This is a genomic window from Nonomuraea sp. NPDC005730 (assembly GCF_040630865.1).
Taxonomy (GTDB): domain Bacteria; phylum Actinomycetota; class Actinomycetes; order Streptosporangiales; family Streptosporangiaceae; genus Nonomuraea.
Genome location: NZ_JBEXYK010000040.1, coordinates 41,031 through 62,966 on the forward strand (window position 1 = coordinate 41,031; position 21,936 = coordinate 62,966).

Annotated in this window: 21 protein-coding genes; 12 read left to right on the plus strand and 9 right to left on the minus strand. The window is 72.4% G+C overall.

The features are described 5' to 3' along the window. Positions 1 to 65: 65 nt before the first annotated feature. Entirely contained in the window at positions 66 to 1,535 is a 1,470-nt protein-coding gene (locus ABZ444_RS33800; protein WP_358005865.1) for an alpha/beta fold hydrolase, read from the plus strand. Positions 1,536 to 1,740: 205 nt separating this feature from the next. Here the strand turns inward: ABZ444_RS33800 and ABZ444_RS33805 are convergent, their stop codons facing one another. Next, positions 1,741 to 2,259, minus strand: a complete 519-nt coding sequence (locus tag ABZ444_RS33805) for a hypothetical protein (RefSeq protein ID WP_358005868.1) — start codon at positions 2,257 to 2,259, stop codon at positions 1,741 to 1,743. An 841-nt stretch (positions 2,260 to 3,100) separates the two neighbouring features. Between ABZ444_RS33805 and ABZ444_RS33810 the strand changes: the two genes are divergently transcribed. Beyond that, the gene (locus ABZ444_RS33810; RefSeq protein WP_358005871.1) at positions 3,101 to 3,853 is read left to right on the plus strand and encodes a peptidylprolyl isomerase; all 753 of its coding nucleotides are present in this window, start codon (positions 3,101 to 3,103) and stop codon (positions 3,851 to 3,853) included. Between the two features lie 125 nt (positions 3,854 to 3,978). After that, on the plus strand, positions 3,979 to 4,734 hold the full coding sequence (locus tag ABZ444_RS33815) for a PASTA domain-containing protein (RefSeq protein ID WP_358005874.1): 756 nt from the start codon (positions 3,979 to 3,981) through the stop codon (positions 4,732 to 4,734). Positions 4,735 to 4,878: 144 nt separating this feature from the next. Here the strand turns inward: ABZ444_RS33815 and ABZ444_RS33820 are convergent, their stop codons facing one another. Both ABZ444_RS33820 and ABZ444_RS33825 read right to left on the minus strand, forming a co-directional pair. Then, entirely contained in the window at positions 4,879 to 5,241 is a 363-nt protein-coding gene (locus tag ABZ444_RS33820) for a DUF1622 domain-containing protein (protein WP_358005877.1), read from the minus strand. A gap of 545 nt (positions 5,242 to 5,786) precedes the next feature. Further along, positions 5,787 to 6,395, minus strand: coding sequence for a TetR/AcrR family transcriptional regulator (locus tag ABZ444_RS33825; RefSeq protein WP_358005880.1), 609 nt, complete (start codon positions 6,393 to 6,395; stop codon positions 5,787 to 5,789). Positions 6,396 to 6,699: 304 nt separating this feature from the next. On the opposite strand from ABZ444_RS33825, the gene ABZ444_RS33830 reads away from it, so the two are divergent. Continuing rightward, positions 6,700 to 7,062: an STAS domain-containing protein gene (locus ABZ444_RS33830; protein WP_358005883.1), complete on the plus strand. Its 363-nt coding sequence runs from the start codon at positions 6,700 to 6,702 to the stop codon at positions 7,060 to 7,062. A 397-nt stretch (positions 7,063 to 7,459) separates the two neighbouring features. Here the strand turns inward: ABZ444_RS33830 and ABZ444_RS33835 are convergent, their stop codons facing one another. Next, the gene (locus ABZ444_RS33835) at positions 7,460 to 7,840 is read right to left on the minus strand and encodes an STAS domain-containing protein (protein WP_358005886.1); all 381 of its coding nucleotides are present in this window, start codon (positions 7,838 to 7,840) and stop codon (positions 7,460 to 7,462) included. Positions 7,841 to 8,184: 344 nt separating this feature from the next. Here ABZ444_RS33835 and ABZ444_RS33840 point away from each other — a divergent pair, with 344 nt between their 5' ends. The 3 genes from ABZ444_RS33840 (at position 8,185) to ABZ444_RS33850 (ending at position 12,023) form a co-directional block, all read left to right on the plus strand. Continuing rightward, the gene (locus ABZ444_RS33840; RefSeq protein ID WP_358005889.1) at positions 8,185 to 8,631 is read left to right on the plus strand and encodes an ATP-binding protein; all 447 of its coding nucleotides are present in this window, start codon (positions 8,185 to 8,187) and stop codon (positions 8,629 to 8,631) included. 186 nt (positions 8,632 to 8,817) lie between these two features. Beyond that, positions 8,818 to 9,630, plus strand: coding sequence for an SDR family oxidoreductase (locus ABZ444_RS33845; protein WP_358005892.1), 813 nt, complete (start codon positions 8,818 to 8,820; stop codon positions 9,628 to 9,630). Between the two features lie 77 nt (positions 9,631 to 9,707). Further along, on the plus strand, positions 9,708 to 12,023 hold the full coding sequence (locus tag ABZ444_RS33850) for a SpoIIE family protein phosphatase (RefSeq protein ID WP_358005895.1): 2,316 nt from the start codon (positions 9,708 to 9,710) through the stop codon (positions 12,021 to 12,023). Between the two features lie 16 nt (positions 12,024 to 12,039). On the opposite strand, the gene ABZ444_RS33855 is transcribed toward ABZ444_RS33850, so the two are convergent. After that, entirely contained in the window at positions 12,040 to 12,747 is a 708-nt protein-coding gene (locus ABZ444_RS33855; RefSeq protein ID WP_358005898.1) for an NAD(P)-binding domain-containing protein, read from the minus strand. 320 nt (positions 12,748 to 13,067) lie between these two features. On the opposite strand from ABZ444_RS33855, the gene ABZ444_RS33860 reads away from it, so the two are divergent. Beyond that, positions 13,068 to 13,583, plus strand: a complete 516-nt coding sequence (locus ABZ444_RS33860; RefSeq protein ID WP_358005901.1) for a carboxymuconolactone decarboxylase family protein — start codon at positions 13,068 to 13,070, stop codon at positions 13,581 to 13,583. Between the two features lie 24 nt (positions 13,584 to 13,607). Here ABZ444_RS33860 and ABZ444_RS33865 read toward each other — a convergent pair whose 3' ends face one another. Continuing rightward, positions 13,608 to 14,000, minus strand: coding sequence for a nuclear transport factor 2 family protein (locus ABZ444_RS33865; RefSeq protein WP_352330337.1), 393 nt, complete (start codon positions 13,998 to 14,000; stop codon positions 13,608 to 13,610). 139 nt (positions 14,001 to 14,139) lie between these two features. Here ABZ444_RS33865 and ABZ444_RS33870 point away from each other — a divergent pair, with 139 nt between their 5' ends. Together ABZ444_RS33870 and ABZ444_RS33875 are read left to right on the plus strand one after the other, a co-directional pair. Next, a complete protein-coding gene (locus tag ABZ444_RS33870) occupies positions 14,140 to 14,712 on the plus strand; it encodes a carboxymuconolactone decarboxylase family protein (protein ID WP_358005904.1) in 573 nt (190 codons plus the stop codon). Then, on the plus strand, positions 14,712 to 16,247 hold the full coding sequence (locus ABZ444_RS33875; RefSeq protein ID WP_358005907.1) for an NAD(P)-binding domain-containing protein: 1,536 nt from the start codon (positions 14,712 to 14,714) through the stop codon (positions 16,245 to 16,247). The genes ABZ444_RS33870 and ABZ444_RS33875 overlap by 1 nt, the downstream gene beginning before the upstream one ends. Here the strand turns inward: ABZ444_RS33875 and ABZ444_RS33880 are convergent. Further along, positions 16,238 to 17,380 carry a glutamate--cysteine ligase gene (locus ABZ444_RS33880; RefSeq protein ID WP_358005910.1) on the minus strand — a complete coding sequence of 381 codons (1,143 nt, stop codon included), beginning with the start codon at positions 17,378 to 17,380 and terminating at the stop codon, positions 16,238 to 16,240. The two genes, ABZ444_RS33875 and ABZ444_RS33880, sit on opposite strands and share 10 nt — an antisense overlap. Before the next feature lie 185 nt (positions 17,381 to 17,565). Here ABZ444_RS33880 and ABZ444_RS33885 point away from each other — a divergent pair, with 185 nt between their 5' ends. Continuing rightward, positions 17,566 to 18,822, plus strand: coding sequence for a cytochrome P450 (locus ABZ444_RS33885; protein WP_358005913.1), 1,257 nt, complete (start codon positions 17,566 to 17,568; stop codon positions 18,820 to 18,822). A gap of 25 nt (positions 18,823 to 18,847) precedes the next feature. Here the strand turns inward: ABZ444_RS33885 and ABZ444_RS33890 are convergent, their stop codons facing one another. After that, entirely contained in the window at positions 18,848 to 19,699 is an 852-nt protein-coding gene (locus tag ABZ444_RS33890; RefSeq protein WP_358005916.1) for a DUF72 domain-containing protein, read from the minus strand. A 78-nt stretch (positions 19,700 to 19,777) separates the two neighbouring features. Between ABZ444_RS33890 and ABZ444_RS33895 the strand changes: the two genes are divergently transcribed. Then, entirely contained in the window at positions 19,778 to 20,635 is an 858-nt protein-coding gene (locus ABZ444_RS33895; protein ID WP_358005918.1) for an NAD(+)/NADH kinase, read from the plus strand. Positions 20,636 to 20,641: 6 nt separating this feature from the next. On the opposite strand, the gene ABZ444_RS33900 is transcribed toward ABZ444_RS33895, so the two are convergent. Beyond that, positions 20,642 to 21,934 carry a YibE/F family protein gene (locus ABZ444_RS33900; RefSeq protein WP_358005921.1) on the minus strand — a complete coding sequence of 431 codons (1,293 nt, stop codon included), beginning with the start codon at positions 21,932 to 21,934 and terminating at the stop codon, positions 20,642 to 20,644. Between the last annotated feature and the right edge of the window lie 2 nt (positions 21,935 to 21,936).

The window sequence follows — 21,936 nt, forward strand, 5'->3', positions numbered from 1 at the left end:
GTCCCCGCTCCAAGACCAGACCCTGGTCCGACGCGCTCCCACCCCCGCGCCGCAATCATGGCCGCATGCTGAAACCCCTCGCCACGACCCTGGCTGTCCTGCTGGCGATGACCGGCCAACCCGCCACGGCCACCGCCACCCCAACCGCCGAGACCCGACCCGGAAGCGAGAGCACAGCCCGTCCATCCGCGGTCACCCCGTCCGCCATGACCGCCGAACCCTCACTGACCTGGCAGCCCTGCCCCAACAACAAGATCGGCATGGAGTGCGCCGACCTCCAGGTCCCGGTCGACTGGCGCAAACCCGACGCCCGCAAGATCACACTGAAGCTGGGCAGGCTGAAAGCGACCGGCGCCTCCGAAGGGTCGGTGCTGGTCGCCTACGGCGGCCCAGGAGGCCCCGGCATCGCGACCACCGCTACCGTCCCCGACTGGTGGGCCCGGCTGCGCGAGCGTATGGACATCGTCACCTGGGACAGCCGCGGCTACGGCGAGCAGTTCGGCGGCCTGAGCACCGGCCTCGCATGCGTCTGGACCCGCATCCCCATCCCGGATGCCCCGCGTGACGACGCCGGCTTCGGCCGCCTGTCCGACACCAACCGCGGCTACGCCGAGGCATGCCGCCACCAAGACCCCCAGCTGTTCGCCAACATGAGCTCGGCCGACCAGGCCAGAGACATGGAGGCGATCAGGAAGGCCCTGGGCGGCGCGAAGCTCAACTACTACGGCGCCTCCTACGCGGGCTTCTACGGCCAGGACTACGCCCGCCTCTTCCCCGGCCAGATCCGCACGATGGTCCTCGACGGCACCTGGAACCACAGCCCCGCCGACTGGCCGCGCGAACTGGAGGAGACGGCGAAGTCCAACGAGCAGGCCATGCGGCGCTTCTTCACCTGGTGCGCCACCCACGACTGCCGAGACATACCCGGCCTCTGGCACAAACTTACCGAACGAGCCCGCCACAAGCCCATCCCCACCACGACGGCCAACATGGCTTACAACGCTCGCGACCTGCAGTCCCTCGCCCTCTTCATGGTCCGCCAGGGAGCCCCCGGCTGGCCCGCCCTGGCACGCGCGATCCGCAAGGCGGCCGACCAGGGTGACGCCTCCGACTTCGTCCCAGCCGGTGGCGCCCGCTACCCCGACCAGTCCACGCCTGTCACCGAATGCCTCGACTGGCCGCGCTACACGACCCTCAAGGAGCTGGCCACCACCGACGCCCGCCTCCGCAAGATCGCCCCTCTCACCGGCACCGCCAACACGCTGGCCTCGGCGACCCTCAACTGCATCGGCTGGCCCGTCCCTGTCACCAACCCGCCCGCCCCCCTCCCGAAGGGCGTGCCCCCCGTCCTGGGAGCAGGCGCCTGGGGCGAGTCCGACGCGGTCGAACGTGTCCTGGCCGCCGTCCCGGGCAGCGTCACCATCCACCACGACGGCCCCGGCCACACCCTCTACGGCTTCAACCCCTGCGCCCGCGACCTGATGAACCGCTACTTCACCGACCTGACCCTGCCACCGCCGAACACCCAATGCTGACCACGGCGAACCCCCGGTAGGCAGCCATCCGGGCTGGACGGGAACGTCCTCGTCCACGCTTCAGCCGGATCGTTTCGCCTCCCGATTGGGAGAAGCCCGAGCATCGGGAGAAGGATCGAGGCGTGGCCGGCCAGTACGCCAGCCGCAGCCGGCGATCGTCAACTCGGCCGGATGGGGCTCTGCGGCGCCCGGTGGAACTCGACGCTCACGAACCGCCCGTCGGCGAAGCCGAGGCGCGCACCGTCGCAGTGCGCGAACGGCATCCCCCAGGAATCGTGTGTGGCATCCGGGAAGCACGCCGCCAACGCCAGCTCGATTGCCCTCCATGCCCGACCAGGAGCGCAGAGCAGCCCTCCGCGACGGCACTGACCGTGTCCGCCCAGATCGCTCGGTGGTTCTCGGCCACGGTCGCCGCGGCCCGGCCCTCCTGGATGATCTCCGCGAGCCGCCGGTAGGGCTCGGTCCAGCCCCATTGCGCGTGCCGAGGGATCTCTCCCGGCACATAACCGGACGGCATCTCCATGGTGTCGTCAACGGCGAAACCCATCGCAACAGCGGTCTCGACGGCCCGAGGAGACGAACTGGTGACGACGCGCTCGTAGGGGCCGACTCCGGAGCCGATGAAGCGGGCGAGGGCGATGCCGTCAGCCGACAGGTGTGACCCGCGGCCACGTGCCGCGCCCTTCTTGGTCAAGCTGTGTCGGCGCACGTCGAGCCAACGCACTTGGCGTCCTCCTGCAACGGTGTTCCGGTGGGCAAGGACAGAGACGCGTGCGGCCACCGAGATCGTCGAGCGGTGTGCTGACAATTACGGATCACGGGATGGCCGTAGGCCGTAGCGTAGCTGTGCCCGGCCGGCTGTCGATGTTCGACGAGCTCACGGGTCGGATCGTCGCATGATCAGGCTTTACGGCTGGAATTGGAAGGCCGCCGGGTGGTGTGCGTACGGCTGGCTCGGTGGCCGGAGGGGCCACCGGCCTGTCGGGCCGGCAGACGCAGTTCTGCCGTTGCGTCGCCATGGCTCGGCCCCCGGCGCTGTCGATCTCCCTGCTGTGTCGCGTAGTCACGGGTCAGCACCTGTCTGAAGAAGCCCTCTTCAGGGCATCGAGCCCCGACCCAAGGGCGAGACCGGGTCCCAAGCCATAAACCGCTACGCGAGGGCCCGCAGTTAACGGTTGTGGACAGCGTTCGGCTCGGTTCCTACTGGCGCTTCCCGCATCGAGCCGGAGGCCCTCACCCTTGCACGAACCATCCTCGCGTTTCGTGCCGCCTTCGACGGGCATTGAGAGGCCCTTTTTGTCCGGTTCGAACCCGCGTGCCAGGGACAAGGTCAGCTGTGGAGCAGCGGACGACCGCAAGATCCACCGAAGGAAAGGCGAGGTGGTGAGGGGCAGCTGGCACGCCGACTCGGCACCGCCCTTGACGCGCCGGCCAGGAATGGACTCCGGCTGCCGCGGAAGTCGCAGAAGGGAGGCGCCGACCTCGTGCGGCCACGGTCTTGACTGGGCGGGTCAGATCGACTAGACCACAGGAAGCCCGGCGATCATCACGCAGTGGAGGACACGATGTCCGGCAGAGCGTTGGTACGACTCGCGGCCCGCGCCGCGTTATCCGCAGTCACGACGGGCGCGCTGGTCGCGGCCGCCGCGATGCCGGCCTCCGCGACGGTCCTGGACCGGCCGCCGCGGACGACCAAGGGGCCGTGCGCGTACACCGAGACCCCCGACGACCCGGCCGTGCGCAAGGTGCCGCTGCCGCCGGACCCGCGCCGCACCCCCACTCGTCCGGTCTCGGCGGTGCTCAGGACCAACCACGGCGATATCGGGCTCACCCTCGACCCGGCCAAGGCGCCGTGCACCGTGCAGAGCTTCGTTCACCTGATCCGTCATCGTTTCTACGACGTCACCTCCTGCCACCGGCTCACCGCGTACGACCGGCTGAAGGTGCTGCAGTGCGGCGACCCCAGCTTCACCGGCGAGGGCGGGCCCGGCTACCGGTACAAGGACGAACTGCCCACCGACCTGCCGCCGTGGCCCGGCGACCCGACCGGGGTGCGCAAGACGTACGCGCGGGGCGTGCTGGCCATGGCCAACGCCGGGCCCGACACCAACGGCAGCCAGTTCTTCCTGGTCTACGGTGACTCGGGCCTGGCGCCCAACTACACGGTCTTCGGCACGGTCGACGCCGCCGGGCTCGCCGCGCTCGACCGTATCGCCGCCGGCGGCATCCAGCCGGAGCCCGACGGACCCACGCCGCCCGTGGACGGCAAGCCCGTCCTGCCGGTCGACATCCGGGACGCCCGGGTCTGCCGGAAGTAGGCGTCACTCCCGCTCCCACGCCGCCCCCGCCCCCGTCCCCGATGCCGGTGGAACGGGGGCGGCACGGTCTGGAACGCCCTCAGGGCGAGGGCTCCGACGAGGAGCCCGGGAGCAGGGAGAGACGCATGAACCTGAGACGCGCGTTCGGCACGGTGGCGGGGCTGGCGCTGGCCGCCGCGGGGATGGTGGGGCTGAGCGGGCCCGCGTGGGCGGCGCTGCCGTTCGTCACCCCGACCACCTGTACGTTCCAGACGGTCAACACCGGGAACTATCTGACGGCGGTGGGCGGCGGGGGCCGTACGACCGATGTGATCCACAGCGACGCGACCGTGGCCCGCTCGTGGGAACGCTTCACCCTCGTGGACGCCGGCGACGGCGTGCACGTCGGCATCAGGACGCTGACCGGCAACTACCTCACCGCCGTGAACGGCGGCGGCCTGCAGACCGACGTCATCCACTCCAACGCCACGCTCCTGCAGGCGTGGGAGAAGTTCGCGCTGGTACGCCAGGGCGGCGACGGCTTCGCGATCCAGACGGTCGACGGCCACTTCCTGACCGCCGTGGGCGGCGGCAACCGGACCACCGACGTGGTGCACAGCGACGCGACCCAGGTGCGGTCGTGGGAGCTGTTCCGGGTGCAGTGCAACCTCACCACCGTGCCGAACGTGCAGGGCTTCGACGACGGCAGCGCGCGGAACGCCATCACGGGGGCGGGCCTCACGGTCGGAGGGGTCACCTTCGACAACAACTGCGTCGACGTTCGCGGGACCGTGTTGTTCAGCAGCCCGGGTGCGGGGGCGACCGTGCCGCGCGGTTCGGCGGTGAGCCTCAAGGAGTCCAGCGGGGTGGACCGCAACGGGCGGCCCTGCATCTTCAGATGACCCCGGCGGTCCGGCTGTCCGAGGCGACCTCGTCTCCTCGGGCGGCCGGACGCCTTGGAGTGCACGGCTGTTTCGCTTGAAATCGGGCGTTCTCTCGAGGTGGCCGACTTCGTGGGAACTGGTGTGCGGGTGGGTGGGGTGGGGTCAGCCGGGAGTGTCGGTGCTGCGCCGTGGCTGCCAGGGCAGGCGGTTCTCCAGCTCGACCTCCAGCGAGAAGCTGAGGAAGGTCCGTACGAGCACGATGAGCGCCAGCACGCCGACGCTCACGAACGTCGGAGCCACCGCCACCGTACGGATGATGTCCCCGGCGACCAGGAATTCCAGCCCGAGCAGGATCGCCCGTCCGAGGCCCTGGCGGTAGGCGCGGTAGACGTCGTGCGGGGCCTCTCGCTCGCGCAGCCGCAGCACGAAGGACACGGTGGCCGTCAGCGCGCCCAGCACGATGATCGCCACGCCTGCGAGATCGACAGCCTGGCCGATCGCCTCCACGATCCGCGCGAAGTCCATGACCACCCTCTTTGCCCCGCCTTCAGCAAGGATCAGCGCCCCGTGCCCCGCCGACCGCCCCGACACGCCGCGCCAGCCCCCCTCTTTGCCCGGCCACCGCACGGGGCCTCCCGTGGTGAGGGGCGTGGGCTTTGAGCGGGAGCCATACCTGACTGGATGGGGGAGCGGGTAGCCATGCGCGATCGGATGGGGCGAGCGTGGCGCGGCAAGCCATGCGCCATCGGAGGGTTGAGAGGCGGGTTGGGGGCGGGAGGTCATGCGCGACCGGAGAGGGGAGTGCACGGGCTCGGGGCGGGAAGCCGGGGGCGCGCTCGGAGCGTGAGGGGCGGGTTTGGGGTGGAAGGTCATGTGCGGGCGGATGGGGGAGGGGGCGGGCCTCGGGCGGGGGCTTATGCGCGGCCGGAGGGAAGGAGTGACGGGCCTGGATGGGGTCGCGGCTCGAGGGCGTCGCGGTGCGGCTTCCCGCGGAGCGGGCTGGGGTGGAAGTCGGGCCGTCCAGGTGTTGGTCTGGACGGCGGTGGTCTTCGTGGATGCCAGAGGTGAGGTCAGTTCGTGGGGTGAGGGGGGTTGGTGGGGAGGGAGTCGAGCCAGCGGGTCAGACGGGTGCCTTGGCGGGTCATGATCTCGGGGTCGCGCAAGGCGTTGGCCAGCAGCGACATCCCCTGGTACGCGCCGACGAAGGTGAGCGCGAGATCGTCGGCGTCCGGCTGGCCGAGGTCGCGGAACTGACGCTCCGACCAGTCGAGGAGCAGCCGTACGACCCGGCCCGCCTCGACGTCGAGGCCGCCCTCCTCCCGTTTGTCCAGCTCGGCGGCGAGCGTGCCGGTGGGACAGCCGTACCGGGCGGCGATGTCCCGACGGCTCACCCAGGCGTCCACCATGGCTTTGAGGCGGGCGCGCGGGTCGGGGAGCCGGTCGAGCTCGGCGGTGAGCTCGGCCAGGTGCCCGGCGTGCTCGGACAGCGCGGCCAGGATCAGTTCGTCCTTGGTCTTGAAGTAGTAGTACACGTTCCCCACGGGCACGCCGGCGGCCTCGGCGATGTCGGCGATGGTCGTCCGCTCGACGCCCTGCTCGTGCAGGACGCGGGCGGCGGCGGCCATCAGCCTGCGCCGCTTGTCGGCCCCCCGGGCCCGTGTCCTCGTTGAGTCAGTCACCCAACTGACTATACGTCGGGGACAGCCGGGACGAGCGCTTCCATCTCCCGATCGGGCCGCGTGGCGCGGCCGGCTGTGTGAGGACGCGGCGAAGGGGCCGGGAGGCGTACGACGTGGGGCGGCATGCTGAATAGTGGCTGTCGCCGGGGAGCGGTGTCGGGTTGTGGCGGTTGGGCCACATCGTGCTTACCCGGGGCGCCTGGAGGAGCAAGGCTGCCGCTGAGGGGTAGGGGCGGGCGACGTCCGATGTCGCCGCCGATGTGCCGGATGCGGACAGGGGCGGCGCTGAGCTCTGGATCCCCTCATGACAGAGTTAGCGATCAACGTCCAACGTCTGCCGGGCTGCCACGTGGTGCACCTCGACGGCGAGCTCGACCGCCTGACCCGCATGCCCCTGGCTCGTACGCTCGCGGAACTCCTGGAGGCGGAGCGTCCGAAGGTCGTGATCGATGTCACCGACCTGGCCTTCTGCGACTCGTGCGGCCTCTGGGCCCTCATCGTCGGCCAGCGGCAGGCCGAGCGGCGCGGCGGCACCGTCCGGCTGGTCGGGGTGCACGGGCCGCTGGCCCGCCTGCTGGACATCACCCGTCTGTCGCGCCTGTTCCCTTCGGAGGACGGCCCGGCCGAGGCCGCGAGCTGGGCCAAGCCGCGCGGCTGGCCGTCCTGACCCGGAGGGACGGCGAGACCGGCGGCAACGGCCGCTCGGCACCGACATACGCGGGTCCGGACCCACCGTGAGTCAGCCGGCCCAAGGCTCAGTACGGGTCAGCCGGCCCAAGGCTCGGTACGAGTCAGCCGGGCCAGGGGCGCGGTGAGGGCTCCCGGCCAGGAGCCCGGTGACGGCCCTGGTGGGATCGCGGCGGGCGCCTCAGGCCGGGTGTGTGCCGGTGAAGGGCCGGAGCGCGGCGCCGGCAGCGGGACGGGGGTCAGGCAGGCACCGGGTCAGGAGCCGGGCCCGGGGGGGTGCGGACGAGGCCGGGCTGGGCCCGGGAGTGGGGCAGACTGGGCTGGTCCGGGAGTGGGTCAGGCCGGGCGGGCCTCGGGAGTGGGCCGGGGCCGTCAGGTCAGGACGGTGGGGACGGGGCCGGGTCCGGGCCGTGGGGATGTGACGCGTTGATCATCCGGTACAGCTGATCCTCGGGCCCCAGTCGCCAGCCGAGCAGTTCCATCAGCTCGCGCACCGTCGACGAGGCGTTCTGGAGCACCAGCCTGCGCGGCGGCGGCAGGTCGGTGGCCGTGCTGATGATCAGCCGCAGCCCGCCGGCGTCGATGAAGGTAAGCTCGGACAGGTCCAGATGGATGTCGGTCTCGCCGATGCGTAACGCCCACGCCAGCGCTCGGGCCAGCGCGGGCCGTCCATGGTGGTCGATCTCGCCGCGTACGCGCAGGCCGAAGGGGTGCACCATGGGCAGCACATCGGCAGGGTCGCCGGTCTGGTCGTTCATTGAAAATCACACCTATGCGGTCGTCTCAGGGCAGAGCCGAGCCGCGCCACGTTCCCGATCAAGGGAAGGTACGGGCGCCCCTGACAGATCGCCGAAAACAAGAGGGCCCGGCGCGCCGCGCGTCCATACAGCGTCGGCACATCGGGCAGAGGGAGGAGCAGATGTCGGGCGATCAACCCTTTCCGCCAGGCATCGGCCAGGTCACCGCGGCCTCGGCCGCCGGTGAACTGGACGGGTACGCCCGTGGCGCGCCCGGCTCGGCTCGTTTACTCGGTCGCCTTACTCTCTGCCCTCGATCGAGCGCTTTACGCCGCCGTAACCCCCGTACACGGTAGGGGCAAGCCATGCACGCACCCTTCCACCTGCGGTGCACCATCACCAACAATCTCGCGCTCACCCGCGATCTGGTGCGCGTCTACGCCAGCCACGCGGGGCTGTCCGGCGCGCGGCTCGACCACCTGGTGCTCGCCGTCAACGAGGCCGCCGCGAACGTCCTGGAGCACGGTGGCGGTCGCGGCACGGTGACGGCCTACACCGACGCCGCCGTCCTCACGGTCGATGTCTGCGACACGGCCGGACGCCTGCGGGCCGAGCATCTGGCCGACGCACGGCTCACGCGTCCATCGCCCGCGGCGCGGCGCCTCGGACTGTGGCTGATCCATCGTCTGTGCGACGAGGTCGGCATCGATCATCCGCAAGGTGGCAGCAGGCTGCGGCTGCGTATGCGCCTGCCCCTCGCCACCCACCTGCGTCCCTGGCAGGGCGGCGACTCCTCACCCGCGGCCAGCTAGCCACGGTGATCCGCCCGTGCGCCCGTGCGCCCGTGCGCCCGTCCGCCGGTACGTCAGGGCGGCTGGTGAGCCGTCCGGACGGGCGGTGAGTCGTCGGTGAGGACGCGGTGAGCCGCCCCCGCCACTGTTGACCTGTCTCCGCGACCGCGGAGCAGAGGCCACACACGTGGGGAGCGGACAATGGGCATGCTGACCGGTAAGACGGCGCTGGTGACGGGCGGTTCTCGGGGCATCGGCCGGGCGGTGTCGCTGCGGCTGGCCGCCGAGGGCGCGCTGGTGGCCGTGCACTACGGCGGCGACGACGAGGCGGCCAAGGAGACCGTCGCCCTGATCGAGGAGGGCGGCGGCCAGGCGTTCGCGGTGCGCGCCCGCTTCGGCGCGAAGCCCCAGGAGGGCGTCAAGGGGGTGGAGGGCGCGCAAGAGGGCGGGGGCGTCGAGGGGGCGGTGGAGCGGTTGTTCGAGGGGCTGGCCGACGGGTTGGCCGGGCGTGGCCTGGACATTCTGGTCAACAACGCCGGCATCGCCTCGACCGTCCCGATCGCGCACCTGACCCCGGCGGAGTTCGAGCGGGTGATGACGATCAACGTCACCACCCCGTTCTTCGTGATCCAGCGCGCGCTGCCGCTGCTGAACGACGGCGGCCGCATCATCAACATGGGCTCGACGGCCAGCCGGTTCGCCGTCACCATGCAGATCGGCTACACGATCAGCAAGGCGGCGCTGGAGGCGATGGCCCCGACGCTCGCCAATGAGCTGGGACGGCGCGGCATCACGGTGAACACGGTCGCGCCCGGCGCCGTACGGACCGACATGACCGCGGGCTACACCTCGATCCCCGAGGTGGTGGCCGCGCTGGAGTCCATCACCGCGCTCGGCCGGCTCGGCGAGCCCGAGGACGTCGCGGACGTGGTCGGCTTCCTGGCCGGTCCGGCGGGTCGGTGGGTGACGGGTCAGACCATCGACGTCTCGGGTGGCACGTACCTCGGGCCGCTCGCCTGACAGAGCCTTGGAACACTTTGCTCATCCATTACGGAGAGTGCATATATCCGTACAAGGAGCTTGCATAGCCTGATTTCATGGGAGATATCCCTCACGCGCCGCCACCACCTCCCGGCCCGGCGCACGGCGACGGCGGCCCGGCCCACGAAGGCGCCCCGGCCCACGATGGCGGCCGGGCCCGCGACGGCGGCCCGGCCCACGAAGAAGCGCGGGCCAACGGCGGGGCGCAGGCTCACGACGAGGCGCAGGCCCGCGACGAGGGGCGGGCTCAAGACGAGGGGCGGGCCCGCGACGAGGAGTGTGCCCACGACGGTGGTCTGGCGCGTGATGCACACGTCGACAGGCTGATGCTCGGCGCGGCGACCAGCACGCAGGCGCACGTGTGCGTGCTCTTCGTCCTGGCCGAGGACGGGCGCATGCTGATGATGGAGGCCGAGTCGGGCCTTCCCGAGCCCTTCTCGCGCTCGTGGGTCCTGATCAGGTCCACCGACCAGTCGCCGATCGCGGTGGCGGTGCGGCAGCGGCGGCTGGTGTGGGTGCCCGACCGGGAGACCATGGCCCGCGAGTTCCCGCTCGTGGCGCTCGCCTTCCCGTACGGGTTCGCGCTGGCCGTCGCACCCCTGGTCGACCGCGACGGCGAGGTGCGGGGGGCCATGATGCTGCTCTGGCCGCCCACCCCGGCCCGCCGGCCCACCGGGCTCCAGCTCGACGTGCTGACCGCGACCTGCGCCGACCTGGCGGAGATCGTCCCGAGGGGGAACCGGCCGGTGCCGCCGGGGCACCAGCCGCGCGTACTGACCAGGGAGCCGCCCGGCGGCGAGGACCTGCTGCTGACCTGCCTCAACCGGCTGCCCGAGGGCTACTGCATGCTCGACGTCGAGGGGCGGCTCACCCTGGTCACCGCGCCCGCCGAGGAGCTGTTGCAGGCCGAGGCGGGCGAGCTGACCGGCAAGCGTCCCTGGGACGTCCTGCCGTGGCTGGGTGAGCCCGCCTACGAGGACCGCTACCGCGCCGCGGTGGTCAGCCAGGAGGTCACCTACTTCACCACCCGCAACCCGGGCGGCCAGTGGCTGGCCTTCCACCTCTATCCGGGCCTGGCCGGCGTCACCATGCGGGTCACGCCGAGCACGATGGCGCGCGACCCGCGTCCGGTCATGCCGGACCAGCTCGTCGCCGCCGACCGGCCGCCGCGGCTGGTCGCGCTGCACGAGATGTTGCACCTGGCCACCACCCTGGCGCGGGCCGTCACCGCCCAGGAGGTGATCAACCTGGTCGCCGACCACGTGATGCCCGCCTACCACGTGCAGGCCCTGGCCATCCTCACCTCCAGGGGCGAGCGCATGCAGGTGGCCGCCTCGCGCGGGTACAGCGAGAAGGCGATCGAGGAGTACGACGGCCAGCCCCTGCTGCATCTGCCGCCCGGCCACCCCCTGGCCGCCGGCGCGCCGGCCTTCTTCGGCACCTGGGCCGAGCTGCGCGCGACGTACCCGGAGGCGATCAGGTCGGACGACATGTCGGCCTGGGCGTTCCTGCCGCTGACGGCCGGCGGGCGGACGGCCGGCATGTGCATCCTGGCCTACGACCGTCCCCACCGCTTCACCACCGACGAGCGGGCCAGCCTGACGGCCCTCAGCGGGCTCATCGCCCAGGCGTTCGAGCGCGCCCGCCTCTACGACGTCAAGCACCAGTTCGCGCAGTCGCTGCAGTCGAGCCTGCTGCCGCGCACCCTGCCCGGCGTCCCGGGGCTGGAGGTGGTCGCCCGCTACCTGCCCGCCACGCCCGGCATGGACATCGGCGGCGACTTCTACGACCTGATCCGGCTGGAGGAGAAGGTGGCCGCCGCCGTCATCGGCGACGTCCAGGGGCACGACGTCACCGCCGCCGCGCTGATGGGCCAGGTGCGTACCGCCATCCACGCCCACGCGAGCGCGGGCGCCAACCCCGGCGAGGTGCTCGCGCACACCAATCGCCTGCTCAACGAGCTGGCTCCGGACCGGTTCACGAGCTGCCTGTACATCAGCGTCGACCTGGGGCGGAGCATGGCGTGCGTGGCCAGCGCGGGCCACCTGCCGGCGCTGCTGCGCAGGCCCGGCGAGCCCACCCAGGTGGTGGAGGCCGACCCCGGGCTGCTGCTCGGCATCGAACCCGGCACCGAGTACGCCACCACCCAGCTCGCCCTGCCGCCCGGCTCGGTGCTGGCCCTCTACACCGACGGGCTCATCGAGGTGCCCGGACGCGACCTCGGCGAGGCCATCGGCGGCCTGGCCGCCGGGTTCGCCCCCGCGCCGGAGCAGCCGCTCGCCGACGTGGCCGAGGGCATGATCGCGGCGGCGGCCGTCGAGCACCGCGCCGACGACATCGCCATGCTGCTCCTGCGCACCGGCCGAGCCTGAGCCGCGCAGGTCGGGGTCAGGCGCGCCACTCCGGCGTACGTTCCTGGCGGGCCTGGGCCAGGGCCTCCCTGACGCCCTCGGCGTCCTTGTCGGTGGTGTAGACGGGGCTGCCGGGCTGCTGCCGCCACGACTCGTCGAGGCCGCCGGCGTCCACGGGGTCGAAGCCGAGCGCGTCCACCAGGCCCATCACGATCTTCTTGCCGCGTTCGTCGTCGGCGGCCACGGGCAGGGCGATGCGCCCGGGGGTGCCGGAGGGACGGCCGCCATGGCCGAGGTGGTCGGCGAAGATGTTGTTGAACGCCTTCACCACCGGATGGCCGAGCTGCTGCTCGACCCACCGGCTCTCCGGCATCCCGGCCTCGATCTCGTCGATCCGGCCGTCGCGCTGGGGGTAGTAGTTGCCGGTGTCCACGACGGTCAGGCCGCCGGTGACGTCGTCGAACAGGTCGTCGGGCAGCTCGGGCACCTTGCCCTGGGGGATCGTGACCACGACCAGGTCGGCTCCCTGGGGCGCCTCCTCGACGGTCACCGGGGTCGCGCCGGTCTCGGTGGCCAGGCCGGTGAGGGTCTGGGGGCCCCGGGAGTTGGCCACCGCCACCTCGTGCCCCAGCTCGGTCAGGCGCCGGGTGAGCGTGCCGCCGATGTTCCCCGCGCCGATGATGCCGATCTTCATGCTCCGCCCCCGGTTGTGCGCCTCAGCTACTGCTCGCCAGGATATCGTCACAACGCGTTATCGCTGGTCGGAGGCCCTGTCGGCGCGCCGCAGGGCGGCCGAACCGGATTCCGGGCGGAAGGCTCCAGCGGCGCGGCTGGCATCAAGTGGTCACCGGCACGCAACTTCCTGGCCGTTCCCCGGCGGAATCTGCGCGCGACGAACCCGCACACTGGATGCCATAGGCAGGCAAACGGACGTTGGAGGGCCGAATGGGAAATTCAGCATTACGTTCCGTCTCGCGCGACGCTGAGCGGCGTGAATTCGTTAATCACGCGGGCGGGACACGTCCGCATATCCAGCTGGTGTCCGACGAGCCGGGGATTCGGGGGTTGTTCCGTTACCGTCCCGAGGCGGCCGAACCGCTGACCCTGCTCTCCGAGGTGCTGCTGTGCGGGGACAGCCCGCTGACCCGGGGCGAGCGCGAGCTGATCGCCGCGTACGTGTCGTCGCTCAACCGGTGCCGGTTCTGCTTCCACACCCACGCGGCCTTCGCCGCCGTCCGCGTGCCGGACGGCATGACGCTGGTCGACGAGACCTGCGCCGACCCGGCGGCGGCCCCGCTCTCCGGCAAGCTCAAGGCCCTGCTGGGCATCGCCGGGGCGGTACAGCGCGGCGGGCGGGAGGTCACCGACGAGCACGTGCGCGCGGCCAGGGCCGAGGGCGCCACGGACCTGGAGATCCACGACACGGTGCTGATCGCGGCGGCCTTCTGCATGTACAACCGGTACGTGGACGGCCTGGCCACGCTGGCCACCGACGACCCCGCCCACTACGCCGACAGGGCCCGTCTGACCAGCGGATACGTGAAGGTGTGGAACGACGAGGCGCTGGACGAGGCCGGCTGAGCGGCCCCGTCCGGCGGGGCGTGATCAGCCGAAGAACTCGTCCACCGAATAGGGGTCGAGCGGGAAGCTCCAGCGCTCGCTGATCTTCCCGTCGGTGATCCGGAACAACTGCATGCCGCGGTCGTCGAGCGAGCGGCCGTCGCGCTCGCCGCGGATGCGCAGGACGGCGGCGACCTGGTCGCCGCCGACGAGGTAGGACTCCGGCTCCAGGCGCAGCGTGCCGGTGGTGGACTTCAGCAGCTCGGCCAGGTAGCCGAGCACGGCTTCCTTGCCGGAGTAGTCGCGGGCCATCGGTCCACGACCGGGGACGTGGAAGATCACGTCGTCGGCGAGCAGCCGGCGAAGGTCCTCCAGGTCGCCCTTGGCAATGGCGTCGTAGGTGTTGCCGGCAACGGTGATGTGGGGATGCTCATCCATGACGACCGCCAGTCACAAACGGGGTTTAGGTGGCGTCCGAGACATTACGCGCGTCAGTTGCGGGAGACAAGAAGGAGGCGCAAATAACGAGATCTTGCGCAATTTGCCAGAGTGTGCAGACTAGGAGAAAACCGCATCGATGGGAGCTTGCGTGCCCCATATTGCCCTCGATTCCGATGAACCAGGAATCCGCGGACTTTTCCAGTTCAGCCCGGAGACGGCCGCCCCGATGAACGCGCTGGCCGAGGTCCTCCTGCGTGGCGACAGCACACTGAGCCGCGGCGAGCGGGAGCTGATCGCGGCCTACGTGTCGGGGCTCAACGAGTGCCGGTTCTGCACGGCCTCGCACGCCGCGTTCGCCGCCGCCCAGCTCCCTGAGGGGATGGCGCTGGTGGACCAGGTCCGCGCCGACCCCGGCACGGCGCCCGTCACGCCCAAGCTCCGCGCCCTGCTCGCCATCGCCGCGGCCGTGCAGCAGAGCGGCCGGGACGTCACCGACAAGCTGGTGGCCGCGGCCAGGGCGGAGGGGGCCACCGACAAGGAACTGCACCACACCGTGCTGATCGCGGCCGCGTTCTGCATGTTCAACCGGTACGTCGACGGCCTGGGCACCCACGCCCCCGACGACCCCGCCGGGTACGACCTGGCCGCGCAGCGCATCCTGACGCACGGCTACACGACCGTCCCACCGGCGGCGGGACAGCAGGGCTGATGGACGGGGAACACCACCGGTTCCTGATCATCGGCGCGGGACCCGGCGGGCTGCAGCTCAGCTACTTCCTGCAGCGCGCCGGGGCCGACTACGTCACCCTGGAACGCGAGGACGCGCCCGGCGCCTTCTTCCGCGACTACCCGCGCCACCGCCGGCTCATCTCGCTGAACAAGGTGCACACCGGCGAGAAGGAGCGCGAGATCCAGCTGCGCTGGGACTGGAACTCCCTGCTCAACGACGAGCCCGACCTGATGTTCCCGAACTACTCGCGCGAGTACTTCCCGCACGCCGACGACCTGGTCCGCTACCTCGCCGACTTCCAGCGCGTCCACGGGCTGCGGGTGCGGTACTCGACGGCCGTCGAGCGCGTCGAGAAGGACGGCGCGGGCTTCGTCGTCCACACCGGTGACCAGGTTCTCCGCGCCGACTGCCTGATCGTCGCCACCGGCTGGGGCGGCCCGCACGTCCCCGACATCCCGGGCATCGAGCTGGCCACCGGCTACGAGGACGTCCCCGTCAACGGCGAGGACTTCGCCGACCAGCGCGTCCTGGTCATCGGCAAGGGCAACTCGGCGTTCGAGACCGCGCAGGCGCTGCTCCCGCACGCCGCGGTCATCCACCTGGCCAGCCCCAGCCCCGTCCGCCTGGCCTGGACGAGCAAGCACCCCGGCCACGTCCGCGGCCAGTACGGCGCCTTCCTGGACAGCTACTGGTTCAAGACCCTGCACGGCGTCCTGGAGTGCACCGTCGACCGCCTCTGGCGCGAGGGCGGCGGGATCAGGGCCGCGATCACCTACACGCTGGCCGACGGCGAGCAGGCGCTGCTCGACTACGACGCCGTCCTGCGCTGCACCGGCTTCACCATGGACACCGGCCTGTTCGGCGACTCCTGCCGTCCCGCGCTGACCCCCGGCGGCCGGATGCCGGCGATCCGCTCCGACTTCCAGTCGGCCGACGTCGACGGCCTGTACTTCGCCGGCACCCTCATGCAGGCCCGCGACTTCAAACGGGCCTCCTCGGCGTTCATCGACGGCTTCCGCTACAACCTGCGCTCCCTGACCGCCCTGCTGCTCGAACGCTACGAGGGCAGGCCGCTGCCCGTGCGCGAGCTGCCCGCCGACGCCGACGTGCTCACCGGGTCGATGCTCGACCGGGTCAACCACAGCTCGGCGCTGTGGACCCAGTTCGAATACCTGTCGGACGCGTACGTGCTCGGCCCGGACGGCGTCGTGCGCCACTACGAGGACCTGCCGGAGGACTACGCCCGCGAGCGTTTCGCCGCCGCCGGGCTGTGCCTGACGCTGACCCTGCGCTGGGGGCCGCGCGACCGCGCCGACGTGTTCGCCATCCAGCGCCACCCCACGCCCGAGCGGGCCGACGAGTGCGCCTTCCTGCATCCCGTCGTCCGGGCCTGGCGGCACGGCGAGCCGGTCGCCGAGCAGCACCTCCTGGAGGACCTGCAGGCGCGCTGGCGCGACCCCGTACGCCACGTCGAGCCGCTGCGCGCGTTCCTGGCCGCCCGGCTTCAGTCGTAGGAGGAGAAGCGGGCCACGAGATCGTCGACCACGTCGGCGAGCGCCCCCCGCCGGGCGTGCGCGGCCCGCTGGCGCTCGGCGCCGCCGCCGTTCTCGCGCAGCAGCCGCCACCCCTGCCCGGCCGCCTCCGAGTCGCCGGCGGCGGCCAGCGCGGGCCCGACGTGCTCCAGCAGCCGCGCCACCAGCTCGGCGACCGGCCGCGCCGCGCCCGTGAACGGATCGACGCCGGACCCGCCCAGCCCGTCCCTGGCGGCCCGCCAGTAGGCCACGCGCAGCAGCTCGGCGGGCACCTCGGGGCCTGGATCGCCGTCCCGCACCCTTCGCAGCGACGTCGTGACCAGCGCCCGCACCACCAGCGCGAGGAACACCGACTCGCGCGTGGAGGCGGGCACGTCGGCCACCCGCACCTCCACCGTGGGCAGCCGGGCCGACGGGCGCACGTCCCAGAACAGCGTCCCGGGGTCGACCAGCGCGCCGCTGTCGGTCAGCGCCGCGACCGTGCGCTCGAAGTGCTCCAGCGACCCGAAGTACGGCGGCGGCCCGGCCACCGGCCACTTGCCCCAGGCCAGCACCCGCCAGCCCGCGTAACCGGTGTCGCGGCCGGCCCAGAAGGGCGAGTTGGCCATGAGCGCCAGCAGCACCGGCAGCCACGGGCGCACGTGGTTGCAGACCAGCACGGCCTGTTCCCGGTCGGGCACGTGGATGTGCACGTGACCGGCGCAGATGGCCTGCTCGTCGTGCAGGGCGCGGTAGTTGTCGATGCCGACGCCGTACCGCGGGTGCTCGGTGATCGGCGGCGGGACGACGTCGCCGATCACCGGCGTGCCGGAGGCGACCACGGCCAGCCCCTCGGCGTGCGCGGCGGCGGCCACGACCTCGCGCATCCGCCGCAGCTCCGCCGCCAGCTCGGCCCGGCTCGCGCAGGGCGCCGTCTTGGCCTCCACCTGGAACTGCGTGATCTCCGTGCAGACCCGGTCGCCCAGCCCGGCCGCGGCGCGCCCGACGACGGCCGCCGCCCCGGGGGCCACGGCGCGGGTGGCCGGATCGACGACCAGGTACTCCTCCTCGACACCCATCAGGCGGGCGGCCACGCCGCCGGAGGTCTGCCGTAACGACTCGGCGGTAGCCGTCATGTGCGCTCCACTCCACTGCTCGACTCGACTGCGGGGACACTGCGGGGACACTGCGGGGACGCCGCGGGGACGCCGCCATCCGATCTTGCCCTGCCGGGCGCGGCCGCAGGGCCGAATGGCGCACTCGCCTCGGGGGAATGGCTCTCCTGGCCGTACTACCCCCGCATCCAGAGGAGGGCCCGCCCGTGACCGCGACCATGTCCGTGGAGGAGGCCGGGCACGTGTTCGCCACGCCCGCCGCGTACGCCGACGAGACCCGGCTCCACGAGGCCCTGGCGCTGCTGCGCCGCGAGTCCCCGGTGCACCGCGTGGAGGTGCCCGGCTACAACCCCTTCTGGGCCGTCACCCGGCACGCCGACCTGCTGGAGATCGAGCGGAACAACGCCCTGTGGCTGAGCGCGCCGCGTCCGGTGCTGAGGAGCGCGGAGATCGACGCCCGCCTGGCCGAGCAGCGGGCGCGCGGCACCGGCCTGAAGACGCTCGTCCACATGGACGACCCCGAGCACCGCGTCCTGCGCGCCGTCGGCGCCGACTGGTTCCGGCCGAGAGCCATGCGCGCCCTGGAGGTACGCGTCCGCGACCTGGCCCGCCGCTACGTCGACCGGATGACCGCCCACGGCGGCTCCTGCGACTTCGCCCGGCAGGTCGCCGTGCACTACCCGCTCTACGTCATCCTGTCGCTGCTGGGCCTGCCCGAGTCGGACTTCCCGCGCATGCTGCGGCTCACCCAGGAGCTGTTCGGCCAGGACGACAGCGACAACCGGCGCGGCGGCACCGCCCAGGACCACACCGCCGTGCTGGCCGACCTGCTGGACTACTTCCGCGAGCTGACCGCGGCGCGCCGGGCCAGGCCCACCGGCGACCTCGCCTCGGAGATCGCCAACGCCCGCGTGGACGGCCGCCCGCTGAGCGACCTCGACGCCGCCTCCTACTACGTCATCATCGCCACCGCCGGGCACGACACCACCAGCTCCACCATCGCCGGCGGTCTGGAGGCGCTCATCCGGCACCCCGGCGAGCTGCGGCGGCTGCGCCGGGATCCCGGGCTGCTGCCCTTGGCGGCCGAGGAGATGATCCGGTGGGTGAGCCCGGTGAAGGAGTTCATGCGCACCGCCGCCGCCGACACCGCCGTACGCGGCACGCCGGTCAGGCGGGGGGAGTCGGTGCTGCTGTCGTACCCGTCGGCCAACCGGGACGAGGAGGTGTTCGCCGAGCCGTTCCGGTTCGACGCCGGTCGCGACCCCAACCGGCACCTGGCCTTCGGCTCCGGCGTCCACTACTGCCTCGGGGCCGCGCTCGCCCGCATGGAGATCCGGGCGCTGTTCGCCGAGCTGCTGCCCCGGCTGGAGAGCGTGGAGTTCGACGGCGAGCCCGCCTGGGTGGCCACCACGTTCGTGGGCGGGCTCAAGCACCTGCCGATCCGCTACACGCTGCGCGCGTGAGGCCGCCCGCGAAGCCGGCGGCCGGTCAGAACAGCGTCGGGGGCTCGGCGGGCATCGGCTCGGGCAGCGGACGCAGCTCCGGCACCCGGGCGCGCACCTCGTCGTGGAAGCGGCGGGCCAGCATCGGCGCGTCGGCGTTGTCGGGCGTGTGGACGAACACGGTGGGCGAGCGGCCCTCGCGCAGCCACCCGGCGACCGTGTCCACCCACTCCCGCCAGCCCTCCACCGTGGCCTCGACGGAGTCGCGGCCCAGGTAGCGGACGATCGGATGGCCGGTGAGCGCGCGGGTGCGGCGCGGCACGCGCGGCTTCTTCGTCCACGCGTCGCGCTCGGCGTCGCTGGTCGGCGGGGTGCGGAACAGCGTCACCGTGTCGAACGGCACCCACTCGGCGCCGGCGGCGGCCAGCACCCGTTCGAGCTGCCCGGCCTGGCGGGCGTCGTCGAAGAAGGCGCGGTGGCGGACCTCCACGGCGTAGCGGTGGGAGCGCGGCAGGCGGTGCAGGAAGGCCGCCAGCGTGCCGAGGTCGGCGGGGCCGAAGGCGGGCGGTAACTGCACCCACAGGGCGTGCGCGCGCGGCCCGAGCGGCTCGATGGCGTCGAGGAAGGCGTGGAGCTCCTGCTCGGCGCCGGTCAGCCGGTGGTGGTGGGTGATGGCCTTGGGCAGCTTGGCCACGAAGCGGAAGCCGGGGTCGAGCTGCCGGGCCCACGACTCCACCGTGGCGCGGGCGGGGGTGGCGTAGAACGTGGTGTTGCCCTCGACCGCGTCGCACCAGGTGGCGTAGGCGCGCAGGCGCTCTCCCGGCGGGAGCGGATGGGGCAGGAAACGTCCGTTCCACGGTGTGTGCGTCCACATCGCGCATCCCACATGAAGCCGCATGCCTCCGACGTTAGCGGAGCCGCCGGGTGCCAGGGGCCGCCGCGGATGTCCGGGAACGCCACCGTTTAGGCTGGTCGCATGGGCATGGTCGGGACGGTCGGGCTGGTGCTGCATCCCCAGCGCGACTCCAAGAAGGCGATCGACACCATCCTGCGCTGGGCCGCGGACAAGGGGGCGACCGTCCTCGGGCTGCCCGAGGAGGTCGGGCGCATCGACTGCAGCGCGGTGCCGGTCGACGCGGTCGCCCTGGTCGAGCGGGCCGACCTGCTGGTGGGGCTGGGCGGCGACGGCACGATGTTGCGGACCATGCGGCTGCTGGCCGGCCGGCCCACGCCCATCCTGGGGGTGAACCTGGGCAAGCTCGGCTTCCTTGCCGAGATCGACGTGGACGAGCTGGCCGGCACGCTGTCGGCCATCGACCGCCACGAGTACACGATCGAGCCGCGGATGGCGATCAAGAGCGTGGTCGCGGGGGTCGCGGTGACGGCGTTCAACGACATCGCGCTGGTCCGCATCCCCGGCGAGGGGCTGGCCGGGGTGTCGGTCACCCCGTCGGGCAGCCCGTTCGTCAGCCTGTCCGCGGACGCGGTGATCGTGGCCACCTCCACCGGTTCGACCGCCTACAGCTTCTCGGCCGGCGGGCCGATCGTCTCGCCGCGCGTGGAGGCCATCCTCGTGGTGCCCGCCGCCGCCCACTCCTCCTTCAACCGGGCCCTGGTGCTGCCCGCCGACGAGGAGGTGACGCTGGAGGTGCTGCCCACGAGCGGCAGGCTCGCCGTCGAGGTGGACGGGCGGGTGGTCGGCCACCTGTGCCCCGGCGACACCGTCACGGTCACGGCCTGGCCGGGGGCGGCGAAGGTGGTCCGCGTCGGCACCACCTTCTACGAGCGCGCCCGCCGAAAGCTGCGGGTGGACGGCAGCGCCGAGGTCGGCTGACCCCGCTCAGCGGCGGTGCCGGGCGGGCCTGGTGAGCGGGCCGGCGGCCCGCACGGGCCTGGTGAACGGCTCGCCCTCCGGCACCTCCGCGGGCGAACGCGCGCCGCGGGCGGCGACCAGGGCCGACAGCGCGGTCGTGATCGGCACGGCGGCGATCAGCCCGAGCGTGCCCACGACGCTGCGGACGATCTCCTGGGTCACGACCGGCGTGGTCAGCACGTCGCCGAGCGGCTGCGCGCCGATGCTGAACAGCAGCAGCAGCGGCAGCGACGCCCCCGCGTACGCCAGGATGATCGTGTTGATCACCGAGGCGATGTGGGCCCGCCCGACGCGTCCCGCGGCCCGGTACAGGCGGGCGAAGCCGTAGGAGGGGTTGGCCGCGGCCAGCTCGCCCACCGTCACCGCCTGGGTGACGGTGACGTCGTCGAGCACGCCGAGCGCCCCGATGATGATGCTGGCCAGCAGCAGCCCCTCGGTGTCGATCGACAGGCTCATGCCCAGGGTCAGGGCGGTGTCGTCGGTGACGCCGTTGAGCCGGGCCAGGCCGAGCGCCCCGTACGACAGCAGCCCGGTGAGCGCGAGACTGGCCAGCGTGCCCAGCACGGCCATCGACGTGGTCAGGGAGAAGCCGTGGGTGAGGTAGAGCACCGTCAGCATGATCGCGGCCGAGCCGACGACGGCGACCAGCATCGGCGGCTCGCCCGCCAGGACGGCCGGGATGACGAACGTCAGCAGCAGCCCGAACGTCACCGCCAGCCCCACCAGCGCCGTCACCCCGCGCCACCGTCCGAACGCGATGACCGCCAGCGCGAACGCGCCGCCCAGCAGCCACAACGTCGTCGACCGGTCGTGGTCGGAGAGCTGGTAGTCCCCGTCGGCGGCCCGCAGCAGCAGCACGTCGTCGCCCGCCGTGAACCGCTGGGCCCCCGGCCCGCCCGGCAGCCGCAGCGTGACGTCGCGGCCGGCGTCGGGCCCCGAGCCGACCCGTACGGTGGCGTTGCCGCAGGTGGCCGGGTCGGGCGCCGGCATGCCCTGCTGGACGGCCGGGCAGCGCCGGAGCGTGACCGCGGTGACCGTGCCCTCGACCCGCTCGACCGCCGGCTCCTCCCGCCCGTCCTGGCCGCCCGGCGCCGCCTGCCCCGCGGGCCAGAGCCACACCAGGCAGGCCAGCGTCGCCAGGGCCAGCGGCACCAGCACGGCCAGGCTCGCCACGACCGCCCGGCGCGACGGTGGCGCGGCGGGCGCGCCGTGGGAGTGGCCGTGGGAGTGGCCGTGGCCGTGGAAATGATCGGCGCCCATCG